Genomic DNA, 12,829 nt, shown 5'->3' with positions numbered 1-12,829 from the left:
ATGACGAAACAGCAATATGTAACAATCAAAGGCACGAAGGATGGTCTTGTTCTTCGGCTCGATGATAAATGCGCCTATTCGGATATGATTGCCGAGCTCCGTAGGAAAGTGGAAGAAGATGGCTTGGAAGGGCTTGCAGAAGTGCAGGTCCAAACGGGCAACCGGTATTGCAGTGAAGAAGAGCTAAAAGAAATTATGAACATCATACACGGTTCACCCAATCTTCGTGTGTCCAAAATTCAAAGCGATGTCATCACGATGGAAGAGTGTAACCGGAAAATACTTGAAAACCAATCCGAAACTTTTATCGGAATCGTCCGATCAGGGCAAGTTGTCAAAGCGGAAGGGGACCTCGTCGTTATCGGCGATGTCAACCCGAATGGCCGCGTCGAGGCGGCGGGCAGCATCTATGTTCTTGGCAGGCTGAAAGGGATTGCGCATGCCGGAGCGAACGGCAATGCAAAAGCGGTGATCGCCGCTTCATGGCTGGAAGCGACGCATCTTATCATTGCAGATAAAATGGAAACGATGACGGATGAATTGACAATTTTGTCAGAACAACCGGAAATGGAATGTGCTTATTTGCATCCGAACGGTTTTATCGCCATTGACCGTTTGCAGGAACTTCGAAATCTACGGCCCGGTCTGTCATCATTCAAAGGAGGAAGCTAGTGTGGGAGAAGCAATTGTAATAACATCTGGCAAAGGTGGTGTCGGCAAAACGACGACATCCGCAAACCTTGGAACTGCATTGGCGCTGCAAGGAAAAAAAGTGTGTCTCGTCGACACTGATATCGGCCTCCGAAACCTTGATGTGATTCTTGGATTAGAAAACCGGATTATTTATGACCTTGTGGATGTCATTGAAGGGCGTTGCAAAGTGCAACAAGCACTCGTGAAAGATAAACGATTTGAAGATGGGCTCTTTTTATTGCCAGCGGCGCAAACGACGGATAAAAACGCCGTCAACGCTGAGCAAATGAAAGCACTGATTTCGGATTTAAAAAGGGATTATGATTATATCCTGATCGATTGTCCTGCGGGAATCGAACAGGGCTATAAAAATGCGATTGCCGGTGCGGACCGTGCCATCGTTGTAACGACGCCTGAGATTTCGGCTGTCCGGGATGCCGACCGGATTATCGGATTGCTCGAAAAGGAAGAAATCGAGCCGCCCAAACTCATCATCAACCGCATTAAAAAGCAGCTGATGGCTTCGGGCGAAGCCCTCGACGTCAACGACATTACAACCCATTTATCGATCGACTTGCTTGGTATTGTATTGGATGATGAAAATGTCATTACCTCATCCAACAAAGGAGAACCCGTCGTTATGGATCCGGCAAATCCAGCATCAATCGGCTATCGGAACATCGCCCGCCGCATCCTCGGTGAGTCCGTTCCGCTCATGTCAGTAGATGCCGGAAAACGAGGTTTCTTTGGAAAGTTAAAATCCATCTTTGTAAAAAGTTAAAAAACGTCTTTATTCAAATAACCCCCAATCCCCAGCGCTGTTATAGTGCGTGGGGATTTTTTTCGTTGGTAACCAGCATCATCAACCTCCAACCGCTCATGGATCTGTTTTAAGTGATTATAGTGAGCTTCAAGTGATCAAAGTCCCCACCGCGCGCTCATAAAGAATTTCAAGTGATCAAAGTCCCTGCCGCGCGCTCATAAAGAATTCCAAGTGATCAAAGTCCCTGCCGCGCGCTCATAAAGAATTCCAAGCGATCAAAGTCCCCACCGCGCGCTCATAAAGGATCCCAAGTGATCAAAGCCCCTGTCACGCGCTCATAAAGGATTCCAAGCGATCAAAACCCCCACCGCGCGCTCATAAAGAATTTCAAGTGATCAAAGTCCCTGCCGCGCGCTCATAAAGGATTCCAAGCGATCAAAGTCCCCACCGCGCGCTCATAAAGAATTCCAAGCGATCAAAGTTTTCACCGCGCGCTCAAAACGAGCTTCACGCGCTCATAACCCACCACCAAACGCCCATACTCCACCCTAAAAACAAATCACATCCCATCTTCCAAACTGACAAAATAAGATGTCCAAAAAATAACGTAGCCCATACTATTCTTTCGTATGCCATCATATACTGAAAAAAATGGGTGGTGTAGCCGGTTGAAGTGGAAAACAAAATGGATAGCGGCGTTTGTAGTGGCGGTGGGTGTTTTTGGTATGGCAAAGTTGGAGCAGACGGGTGTGATTCAGAAGCCCGTAACACAGTACGTTTCGTCCGGAAAGGACTTTGTTGTGATCAAGAAATGGGTGGCTTCGATGATCGGCGATCCGGAAGATGCGCGAATTACCGTGTCGGCTGATCCGCAAGAGGTAGATCCGTTTACGCTGTATGAATCGATGCAGCCTTATAAGAATGGTGTCATCGTTTCGTATGCGGATCCGTTGCCGATTGAAGCGCAAGGTCCAGGTCTCGTTGTCTTTACGGGTTTCACTCGGGAATCCGGCAAAACGATTACGGTGTTGTATGATGATGGGGATGAAGTGACGTATGGGTTTGTTGGTACTTTTACGAAACTGCCGTATACGACTGTGAAAAAAGGGGACACGCTGGCGATGATGGAAGAGGGGGCCATCTATTTGATGGTGAAGCGGGATGGGGTTAATTTGGATGCCTCGTTGCTGCCGACTTATCTTTCGGGTGATGGAGGGGTGGAAACGGCTCGATGAAGTTCAGGCTCCATCCTGTCCTTTTGCCATTCTTCCTGTTTCTGATCGTCGTTGACGGCTTGTCGGTGTATGTCCTCATTTTCCTGTCCCTTCTCATTCACGAGGCCGGACATCTCGTTGCAGCGCGTCTTGCGGGAATGCGTGTCCGGTCTTGTACAATCATGCCCTACGGTGGGGAACTGATCATTCCAAACCGCAATTTGGCCTCGAAAAAAGCACGGATTTTCGTCGCGCTTGGCGGTCCGTTGGCAACAGGTTTACTCCTTCTAAGCGCGATGCTGATCCCATTTCCTGGTGATGCGCACGTCATCCGTATTCAAGTGGCGTTGCTCGTATTAAATTTGCTTCCGATCCTTCCCCTCGATGGGGGACAAGTCCTGTGTGTACTGCTTGAAAAAGGCGGTTCTGCATACAGGACGCGCGAACTTTTCCTTGTCCATTCCATCCTGTTTTTGTTTGTAGCGTGTTTGTTGTTGGCTTTCAGTTTGCCGGCAACGGTTCCCTATATGTTATTAGCACTCTTTCTACTTATCCAAAATATTTCGGCTTTCCGATTTCGAAAATATGAACAAGCCTATGCAGAATTAAAACAAAAACAGTTGACGTAAGCTTTTCTACATGGTAATATTCAACTGTTATTGTTTGTAGCACCCGTGCTACTGCAACCGCACTGAGCAGGTACAAGCATCCGCATGGATCACCTAGGAAGGCGAGTCTGAGTTTATAGAGGAGGTGCAAGTATGTACGCAATCATTGAAACTGGTGGTAAACAAGTCAAAGTCGAAAAAGGCCAAGAAATCTACATCGAGAAAATTACTGGTGAAGCTGACGAGGTCGTCACTTTCGACAAAGTCCTATTCGTAGGCGGAGACGACGTGAAAGTAGGCGCTCCATTCGTGGAAGGTGCTTCTGTAACAGCGAAAGTTGTGAAACAAGGCCGCGCTAAAAAAATCACGGTTTACAAATACAAGCCGAAAAAGAACTACCACAAAAAACAAGGTCATCGTCAGCCATACACGAAAGTCGTTATCGACGGTATCAATCTGTAAGCCGGCATGATCAAAGTCCTCATTGATGAACAACCAACAGGCCGCATCCGATCATTCGAGATGTCAGGCCACGCAAATTTCGCGGAACATGGAAAAGACCTTGTCTGTGCAGGAGCATCCGCAGTGTCCTTCGGGGCTGTCAATGCCATCATTGCACTGACAGGCAAAACGCCTCAAATCGATCAAGGTTCTGACGGCGGTTATTTGAAAGTCACGTTTCCGGAAGCCGACGAAAAAGATCATGACATCCAGCTGATCGTAAAAGCGATGATTGTTTCATTACAGACGATTGAACAAGACTATGGGCAACATATACAACTTATTTTCAAAAAGTAGGAGGTGACATAACATGCTACGTTTGGATCTCCAGTTTTTCGCATCGAAAAAAGGGGTAGGTTCTACTCGGAACGGTCGTGACTCCGAGGCGAAACGTCTTGGCGCAAAACGCGCGGACGGACAATTCGTTTCAGGCGGTTCCATCCTTTATCGTCAGCGCGGAACGAAAATTCACCCAGGTGAAAACGTTGGTCGCGGTGGTGACGATACACTTTTCGCGAAAGTTGACGGCGTCGTACGTTTTGAACGTCTAGGCCGGAACAAAAAGAAAGTCAGCGTTTACCCTGTAGCTCAGGAAGCGTAACATATGACGGGAAAGGACTGCATTGGATATGCAGTCCTTTTTATTATATGCATACATAAAAAGGGCACAACCCTTTCGTAGTGACAGAAGGACATATTTGATCGGATTCGTCCATACGGAAAGTCGTTCGCAGTTGGCGAAGAAAGGTGTCAAAGTGCTATACTGTAAATATGATGAGTTGGCGGTGAAGAGATTGGGAAATGAGTTGCTGACAACGGCAAAAGCACTGAAATTTGCAAGGCATGATTTTTTAAATGAACTTCAGTTAATCTTATTATATATCGATCTCGGCAAGGTTCCTGAAGCAAAGAAGAAAATATTGGACACGACGGATCATATGCGTCAAATGTCCATGTTGGAAAAACTAGGTCTGCCGGAAACGGAAATCTGGTTGACGACCTTTGCTTGGAATTATAACCCTTTCGCGGCAACGATGACATGTGATATCGTGACCGGAATCCGGAAAACGCAAGATGCAACGGTTGTCTCTTATTTAAAGCGCGTGTTCGATCAAGCGGTAAATGCCGTGGATGCGGGCTATGAATATGAAACGAAAATAGAGGTCCAAGCTAGCGCTACGGATTGGTGCATCGCATTTGCGGTAAAGGGTGACATGACCAACATGCAGCCTATTCCGAAAGCGGAAGGGGATCTGATTGTCGAGGAAGCGCTATCGAGTCATCAATGGACGTTCACGATACGTGGACGATAGGAGGAAAATGGATGTTTGTCGATCAAGTGAAAATTTTTGTAAAAGGCGGAGATGGCGGAGACGGGATGGTCGCATTCCGGCGTGAGAAATATATCGCATACGGTGGACCTGCCGGTGGAGATGGCGGAAAAGGGGCCGACGTCGTATTCATTGTTGATGAAGGACTACGGACGCTCATGGACTTCCGCTATCAACGCCACTTCAAGGCGCCGAGGGGAGAACATGGCGGCAGCAAGAACATGCATGGCCGCGGGGCTACGGATATGGTTGTCAAAGTCCCGCCAGGAACCGTCGTGACGGATGCGGAAGATGGGACGATTATCGCGGACCTTGTGGAACATGGACAAAAGGCAGTCGTTGCCAGAGGAGGTCGTGGCGGTCGAGGGAATAGCCGTTTCGCGACGCCACAAAATCCGGCTCCCGAATTATCGGAAAAAGGGGAACCCGGCGTTGCCAGGGAAATCAATTTGGAGCTGAAAGTGCTAGCGGATGCCGGTCTTGTCGGATTTCCGAGTGTCGGAAAATCGACATTGCTGTCGGTCGTTTCCGCAGCTAAACCGAAAATCGCGGATTATCATTTTACGACGCTCGTTCCGAATTTGGGAATGGTGGAAACGGATGATGGCCGCGGATTTGTCTTGGCGGATTTGCCGGGACTTATTGAAGGAGCGCATGAGGGTGTAGGTCTGGGCCATCAGTTTCTTCGCCATATCGAACGGACAAGGGTCATCATTCATGTGATCGACATGTCAGGTTTGGAAGGGCGCGATCCGTACGAAGATTTTGTGACGATCAATGAAGAATTGGAGAAATACAACTTACGCTTGACAGAACGGCCACAAATTATTGTTGCCAACAAAATGGATATGCCTGATGCGGAGGAGAACTTAAAGACATTCAAGGAAAAATTGGATGACGAAAACGCGCGCATCTTCCCAATTTCAGCATTGACGAGAAAAGGGCTCGATGATCTACTTTATGAGGTTGCGGATCTGCTGGAAACGACGCCTGAATTCCCAATGCATGAAATCAAGGAGCAGGACGAGCATTCCGTGCTTTATAAACATGAAGCGGAACCGGAAGACTTTGTCATTACTCGTGATGATGATGGGGCGTTTGTATTATCCGGCTATACGATTGAACGATTGTTCAAAATGACTGACTTCAACTTTGATCAATCCGTCCGTAAATTCTCAAGACAAATGCGGGGAATGGGCGTGGATGATGCACTTCGCGAGCGCGGGGCAAAAGACGGGGATACGGTCCGTATTCTCGACTTCGAATTCGATTTTATCGAGTAAGGAATCTAAACCCGATATTCGCTTCGACTATGATTGCCATGCTGTGCAAGAAAAGAGGAATCTGCTATGAAACAACTGGGGGAAGGGCAGTTTTACCTTGTTAGGGAAGACGTGCTGACAGAATCGATGCTGAAGATGCTGGAGGCGAAGAGGCTTTTGGCGAGTGGAGAAGAATCGACGATACAAGAGGCAACAAGAAGGGTAGGACTATCCCGGAGTGCGTTCTACAAGTATCGGGATACCGTTTTTCCATTTGAATCCATTGCCCGGGAACGAATTCTGACGATTTTCATTCAGATGGAAGATCGGAAAGGGTCGCTTGCAGTTTTGCTGCAAATCATTTCGGATGCAAGATGCAATGTCTTAACGATCCATCAGACGATTCCGGTGCAAGGACGGGCAAATATTACATTATCATTGGATGTGACCGAAATGCCCATCAGAATGGAAGAATTTTTACAAAGATTGAAAGTGCCTGATTTTGTTGAATCTGTCGTTTTGATCAGTTCAGGCGCCATATAAATAGGAGGATTATGAGAATATGCAAAATGAAAAGTTCACGCCGACGGTCGCTTATTTAGGACCGGAGGCATCCTTTACACATGTTGCGGCAACCAAGCTTTTCGGCACTTCCGGGCTGATACCGCAACCGACCATTCCGGATTGTATTGAAGCGGTTGCCAAAGGGCATGTGGCATATGCAATCGTTCCGATGGAAAATGCATTGGAAGGTTCCGTTCCGATGACGATCGATTATTTGTTCCATGAAAGCGACTTGTACATCAATGCTGAAATCTCCATCCCGATCGAACAGCATTTATTGGTCAATCCACAACAAATGTCTAAGTTGGATGAGCTTGAATCCATCAATTCCCATCCACATGCACTTGCGCAATGCCATAAATACTTAAAGTATCATTACCGTCGCGTTCCGCTCATTCAAACGACATCGACAGCTGCCGCTGCAAAATATATTTCTGAGCATCCGGAAGCGAAAATTGCGGCTATCGGGAACCGATTGGCTGCCGAAAGATACGGACTACATATTGCGGAAGAGAATATCCATGACTTCCATTTCAATCATACGCGTTTTATCATTCTTTCGTTGCGCAAAGGAGTTTTGGAACAAGAAGGACACTCTGAAAAACGCAAAACGACTTTAATTGTAAAACTTCCGGAAGACGATCAATCCGGTGTGCTATACCAAGTATTATCGGTATTTGCATGGCGAAAGCTCAATTTGAGTAAAATTGAATCAAGGCCGATGAAAACAGGGCTCGGAAACTATTTTTTCATTATCGATGTATTGGAGTCCGACGAACATCCGATGATGCTTGGTGCCAAAGAGGAATTGGCTGCATTGAATTGTTCGGTCCGCTCCCTTGGCTCTTATTTTACATACTGATCAAAACGCAAGGCCTTTGTTGCTCCTTGCCGAAAATAAACAATATCTCGTTGAACTGCCCCGTACATGTTAGACACCAAACTAACATATACGGGGCGTTTTTGTGAGGGAACGTCCGGAAGCCCCTTCCGTCTGGAACAATCTTTTATTCGAATAAATAGCCTCGTCTCGCATATAAATGGCAAGAGGGGACATCACGTAGAAATGAACGTCACAAAGACGGGCGTTCGTTCATACGATGGATTGACGGAAGGGGGAAATATGGAAGTGGAAGTTCATATTGTTGTAAGAGGGGATACATTATGGAAGATTGCCCGGCAATATGGCGTCCCGTTTGAAGAGCTGAAACGGGCCAACGCACATTTGGCGAATCCGGATTATATCGTACCAGGGATGAAGATATTTGTACCGCGAAAGTCTACGGGTGAACAACATCATGGTTCAAAAGGGGAACATCATGATCACGTCAAGCATCCTGGAAAAGGGAAGGAGCCGGTGAAGCAGGCACCGATGCCAAAACCGACACCAGCACCATCGCCAAAACCAACACCAAAACCAACACCAACACCAACACCAAAACCGACACCAAAACCAACACCAAAACCGACGCCAAAACCGACACCGGCACCTAAGCCAATGCCGACACCAACACCGGTGCAGCCGTTGCCTCCTAGAGAGGAACTGGAAATCCCGCCGATTCCACAAATCCCGGCGCTGCCACCAATACAAACGCAACCAACAATGCCAGCACCACCGATTCCGCATATGCCGGCACCACCGCCAGCTCAGCCGTTTCCAATGCCGACTTTCGTGCAACCTATTTTCAGCGTTCCATGCGGATGGATGCCCATCTTCGATACAGATTGTTATCCATACATGCATTCGGGGCAAATCCAGGCAATGCCACCAGCACCTCAGCCAGCACCGATACGACAGGAAGAACCATTCATGGAAGAATCGCCAGTATTCCAAAGCCGACCGCCGGTAGCACCGCCAGAGCCAAGTCCGGCCATGGAAGGTTGGCAACTGATCGAATCACCGGATATGCATTTTGAAGAATCGCCGATGTTCCACTTTGAGGAATCTGTCCATTGCCCACCGGAGGACGGATATGTACCACAAGCGCTATCGCCTGCCTATCAGATGCCGATGCACCACCAGGGGCAGCAAGGTTGCGGCTGCGGTTGTAGTGGTGGACATCATCCGATCATGATGCCGATGCCGTTTTTCTTCGGGAATCCATGGTCTTGTAATGCACCCACACATGCTCATCCATTCCATATGATGCCTACCCCTTATCAACACACCAATTGGTATGGGTCTTACTAAGGGTGTATGACACTAGATAAAAATCTAGAGAAAATCAAAGAGAATGTGTGGAAATTAGAAAAGGGTGGCAATCATTTTTCGGTGAAACGTTACCATTCGTTGTCAACAGCTTCGAAAGTGAAACAAATTCACGAGGCACTTCACTCGGTGGCGTTTCCGCATATCGTGCAAGTTGTCGCTACGGAAGACCAGTTGTCATTTATCCAGCCATGGCTTGAAGGGGCGAAAGCCGTCAATTTCAAAAAAAGAGCAGATCGGACGGATTCATTGGCGGCCCTTCACGCCCTTCATGCCACAAAGTCACAAATCGACTGGGGATCCAAGTCCTATTTGCATCCGTATCCACTTCTAGGAAAATGGGAAGATCGCATCCTCCGTTTCCGTGAAATGAGTGGGGCGTGCGAGTCGTATATTGGTAAAGGTCGTGTCGATGAAATTTTATTTTATGCGACGAATGCGATGGGGATCTTGAAAAAGAATTATGTGGATCAGTTAGACGGGACCTTGTTGCATGGTGATGTGGTTCATCATAATATTTTGCGTGACAAGAACGGCATCATCCGTTTCATAGACTTCGATCTGGCATGCACGGGACCTCCGGGGACGGAAAATGCGTTATGGGTCCATCGTGTATTGCCGCAGATCGACTATGATATCGATTTTCTGTTTGATGAACAGCCTTCGTTGCAGAAAATGGATGGAGCTGCCAAGACGATGTTGTTATTTCCAAATGAGTTGCTGCGTGAATGGCTTTATCTCTTTACATTATCACCCTCGAACAGGGAAAAGCAGGCGAAACGGCTCATCCCCTTTACGAAGTCCGCGCTCTCACATTGGCCGAAATTATGGTATGATGTAGAGCGGATGATTACTTAGGGGGTAACAACATGGCAGGACATTCCAAGTGGAAAAACATACAGAATCGTAAAGGTGCACAGGACGCGAAGCGTGGGAAAATATTCCAAAAGATGTCGAAGGAAATATTCGTAGCCGCAAAAGCGGGCGGACCCGATGTCGAATCGAACGCCGCGCTCCGTCTTGCGATTGAAAAATCGAAAAGCGCTAACGTTCCCAATGACGTCATTAAACGTGCCATCGATAAAGCGACAGGCGCGGGAGCGGATGAAAATTACGAAGAAGTGATCTATGAGGGATATGGCCCAGGAGGCGTTGCGGTTCTCGTTTACTGTTTGACGGATAACCGAAATCGTACTGCACCCAATATCCGTGTTGCTTTTAACAAAAACGGGGGAAGCCTCGGAGAAAGCGGTTCGGTTGGGTATATGTTCGAACGGAAAGGTCGTCTGTTCATCGAGCGGACGGAAGACACTGACGAAGACGCGGTGATGATGGCGGCCCTCGAGGCGGGTGCGGATGATATCACATCGACTGAGGAAGGCTTTGAAATTGTCACGCAACCATCCGACTTTTTGACTGTAAAGGAAGCGCTCGAAGGAGAAGGGATTGTGTTTATTTCCGCCGAAATCGAAATGGTTCCATCGATGTATACGGAACTTTCTGGAGAAAAACTTGAAAACTTCGAGAAGATGATCGAAGTGCTCGAAGACGACGATGACGTGCAGGATATTTACCATAACGCAGCGGAGTAAGTCCCAAATATCCATCACCCGTTTAAGAATTGATTGAATTCTAACGGATGATGGATATTTATTTTATGATATTGATTTTCTACATACTGCGCTAGAAAAATAGTGTACAATGCATAGGTATGTATACATGGAAAGGAAGTTCCGCTTGTTTGAAACATTACTGCTAAATTTTTTGTTCTTGCTTCTTCCAGTTTTAATATCTGTCATTTTTTTCGAAAATAAATGGAATACCTTTAATAAATTCAGCCTGATCTTCTGGTCATCTGTATCACTTCTTCTTTGTATGGCGTTTCCACTGAAATTAGAGATCGGTTTCATGTTTGATTTAAGATGGATTCCATTCATCGTTGTGGCCCTTTTTGGCGGTTATAAGATGGCTTTACCTCTCTATATTGTTCTGAATGTTTATCGCTACCTTATCGGTGGGGGGGATGGATTCTATCATTCCCTTGCTTTCGCGACCGTCATTTTGCTAGTGATCCCTTTCTTCAGGGAGCAATTCATCGTTCAGACTCCCAATAGGCGTGTGGCTTATGGAATCATTGCCACCCTTTCGATGATGGCACTTTATTTTACATCTCTGGGCTTTTTTTACGAGGAATTGACGGATGAGTTTTGGGAGTTGGTCATTAATTCGCTGCTGACCTATACGGTTGTTATCTTCATTATCATGTCTTTAATCGAGAAAATCATTTCCAACGTCAAGCGACGTGAGATTTATATTCAATCGGAAAGGCTGAAGGATATTAGTGAATTATCGGCGAGCATCGCGCATGAAATACGAAATCCGCTGACCGTCACAAATGGATTTCTGCAACTGTTGAACAGTTCAAAGACGATTACTCCGGAGGAAAAAAGATATATCGATTTTTCGTTGACTGAACTGGAGCGTGCAGAAACGATTGTGAATGATTTTCTTGCTTTTTCAAAGCCTCAATCAATTCATATGGTTTATTCGAATTTTAAAGATGAACTCGAATATGTGAAAAACATCCTTGGTCCCTATGCCACTAAAAATAATGTTGCCATCCATATTGAATGCACAAACAAATTAAAGAAAAGTTATGATGAAAGCCAAGTAAGGCAATGCTTCATCAATCTTATTAAAAACAGCATTGAATCGATGAAAGAAGAAGGCGGCAACATTACAATTGATATATCAGCACAAAATAGCAATATCCTAATCGAAGTCAAAGACAGCGGTATTGGCATGACAAGTGAAGAACTCTCGCAATTAGGCGTGCCTTATTATTCAACAAAAAAAGAAGGGACGGGCCTTGGTATGTTCATGGTGTATCGAACAATCAATAGCTTAAATGGCAAGATTGAAGTGGAAAGTACGCTCGGAAAAGGGACGACCATGCTAATTACTATTCCCGTTTAATTTTCCAGTTAGAATAACGGAAGAGAGGATTTCCCAATCGGGTAGAAAGTGCGTTCGTATGATATAATTGTTTCTATACATATAGGGGGCGAATTTATTGTACGACTATATAAAAGGGCATGTTACGCGTGTGACGCCTGAATATATTACGCTTGAACAAGGTGGAATCGGCTGGCTCATCATGACACCGAATCCCTATGCGTTTCATATGACAGATGAGCTTCAACAAGTGTTCACGCATTTACATGTCAGGGAAGATATCCAAATGTTGCTTGGTTTTAAAACACTTGAACAGCGTGAATTGTTCAAAAAGCTGATCACAGTTTCAGGAATCGGTCCGAAAGGTGCATTGGCAATATTGGCAAGTGGCATTCCATCTCAAGTGATCGGAGCCATTGAACGAGAAGACGAAGCATTCCTCGTTCAATTCCCGGGGGTCGGTAAAAAGACGGCTCGGCAAATGATCTTAGATTTGAAAGGGAAGCTGCATGATTTGTTCAGTGAAATCGACGTGCCGGACGAGGAAACGACTTTATTGACAATGGTTGAAAATGGTGCGCTCGATGAAGCGATGTTGGCTTTGGAAGCATTAGGCTATTCGCAACGTGAATTGACGAAAGTAAAACCGAAACTGGAAAAAGAAGAACTTGATACAGAAGGCTATATGAAATTGGCTCTTCAGTTATTATTGAAACAGAAATAACGGAT

The 12,829-nt window shown here is 46.2% G+C and carries 16 protein-coding genes and 1 other annotated feature; all 16 genes read left to right on the top strand.

All coding sequences use genetic code 11. The features are described 5' to 3' along the window. The 16 genes from minC to ruvA all read left to right on the top strand — a co-directional run bounded on the left by minC (position 1) and on the right by ruvA (position 12,824). On the top strand, positions 1-672 hold the full coding sequence (gene minC / locus MHZ95_RS17080; protein WP_239392103.1) for a septum site-determining protein MinC: 672 nt from the start codon (positions 1-3) through the stop codon (positions 670-672). Between the two features lies 1 nt (position 673). Continuing rightward, positions 674-1,474: a septum site-determining protein MinD gene (gene minD / locus MHZ95_RS17075; protein ID WP_239392000.1), complete on the top strand. Its 801-nt coding sequence runs from the start codon at positions 674-676 to the stop codon at positions 1,472-1,474. Positions 1,475-2,124: 650 nt separating this feature from the next. After that, entirely contained in the window at positions 2,125-2,691 is a 567-nt protein-coding gene (locus MHZ95_RS17070; RefSeq protein ID WP_239391999.1) for a M23 family metallopeptidase, read from the top strand. Then, a complete protein-coding gene (locus MHZ95_RS17065) occupies positions 2,688-3,299 on the top strand; it encodes a M50 family metallopeptidase (protein WP_239391998.1) in 612 nt (203 codons plus the stop codon). Before MHZ95_RS17070 ends, MHZ95_RS17065 begins: the two co-directional genes overlap by 4 nt. Before the next feature lie 45 nt (positions 3,300-3,344). Then, positions 3,345-3,418 (top strand) — a sequence feature (ribosomal protein L21 leader region). Between the two features lie 13 nt (positions 3,419-3,431). Then, positions 3,432-3,740: a 50S ribosomal protein L21 gene (gene rplU, locus MHZ95_RS17060; RefSeq protein ID WP_239391997.1), complete on the top strand. Its 309-nt coding sequence runs from the start codon at positions 3,432-3,434 to the stop codon at positions 3,738-3,740. 6 nt (positions 3,741-3,746) lie between these two features. After that, complete coding sequence (locus tag MHZ95_RS17055; protein ID WP_239391996.1) at positions 3,747-4,076, top strand: ribosomal-processing cysteine protease Prp; 330 nt, start codon at positions 3,747-3,749, stop codon at positions 4,074-4,076. A gap of 13 nt (positions 4,077-4,089) precedes the next feature. Continuing rightward, positions 4,090-4,380 carry a 50S ribosomal protein L27 gene (rpmA, locus tag MHZ95_RS17050; protein WP_239391995.1) on the top strand — a complete coding sequence of 97 codons (291 nt, stop codon included), beginning with the start codon at positions 4,090-4,092 and terminating at the stop codon, positions 4,378-4,380. A 97-nt stretch (positions 4,381-4,477) separates the two neighbouring features. Then, a complete protein-coding gene (locus MHZ95_RS17045; protein ID WP_239391994.1) occupies positions 4,478-5,092 on the top strand; it encodes a Spo0B domain-containing protein in 615 nt (204 codons plus the stop codon). Between the two features lie 11 nt (positions 5,093-5,103). Beyond that, positions 5,104-6,393, top strand: coding sequence for a GTPase ObgE (gene obgE / locus MHZ95_RS17040; protein WP_239391993.1), 1,290 nt, complete (start codon positions 5,104-5,106; stop codon positions 6,391-6,393). A gap of 66 nt (positions 6,394-6,459) precedes the next feature. Further along, positions 6,460-6,915 carry an ACT domain-containing protein gene (locus tag MHZ95_RS17035; RefSeq protein ID WP_304649483.1) on the top strand — a complete coding sequence of 152 codons (456 nt, stop codon included), beginning with the start codon at positions 6,460-6,462 and terminating at the stop codon, positions 6,913-6,915. Between the two features lie 19 nt (positions 6,916-6,934). Further along, entirely contained in the window at positions 6,935-7,798 is an 864-nt protein-coding gene (pheA, locus tag MHZ95_RS17030; RefSeq protein ID WP_239391992.1) for a prephenate dehydratase, read from the top strand. Between the two features lie 204 nt (positions 7,799-8,002). Next, positions 8,003-9,127 carry a SafA/ExsA family spore coat assembly protein gene (safA, locus tag MHZ95_RS17025; RefSeq protein ID WP_239391991.1) on the top strand — a complete coding sequence of 375 codons (1,125 nt, stop codon included), beginning with the start codon at positions 8,003-8,005 and terminating at the stop codon, positions 9,125-9,127. Between the two features lie 6 nt (positions 9,128-9,133). Then, complete coding sequence (locus MHZ95_RS17020) at positions 9,134-10,003, top strand: aminoglycoside phosphotransferase family protein (RefSeq protein ID WP_239391990.1); 870 nt, start codon at positions 9,134-9,136, stop codon at positions 10,001-10,003. An 11-nt stretch (positions 10,004-10,014) separates the two neighbouring features. Beyond that, positions 10,015-10,737, top strand: coding sequence for a YebC/PmpR family DNA-binding transcriptional regulator (locus MHZ95_RS17015; protein WP_239391989.1), 723 nt, complete (start codon positions 10,015-10,017; stop codon positions 10,735-10,737). Between the two features lie 109 nt (positions 10,738-10,846). After that, complete coding sequence (locus MHZ95_RS17010) at positions 10,847-12,121, top strand: ATP-binding protein (protein WP_370643094.1); 1,275 nt, start codon at positions 10,847-10,849, stop codon at positions 12,119-12,121. Between the two features lie 97 nt (positions 12,122-12,218). Further along, complete coding sequence (gene ruvA, locus MHZ95_RS17005; RefSeq protein WP_239391987.1) at positions 12,219-12,824, top strand: Holliday junction branch migration protein RuvA; 606 nt, start codon at positions 12,219-12,221, stop codon at positions 12,822-12,824. Positions 12,825-12,829 lie beyond the last annotated feature (5 nt).

The sequence above is a fragment of the Sporosarcina sp. ACRSM genome (assembly GCF_022346545.1).
Lineage (GTDB): Bacteria > Bacillota > Bacilli > Bacillales_A > Planococcaceae > Sporosarcina.
The sequence above is the reverse complement of the archived record's forward strand: the minus strand, read 5'-3'. Positions and strand labels throughout refer to the sequence as shown.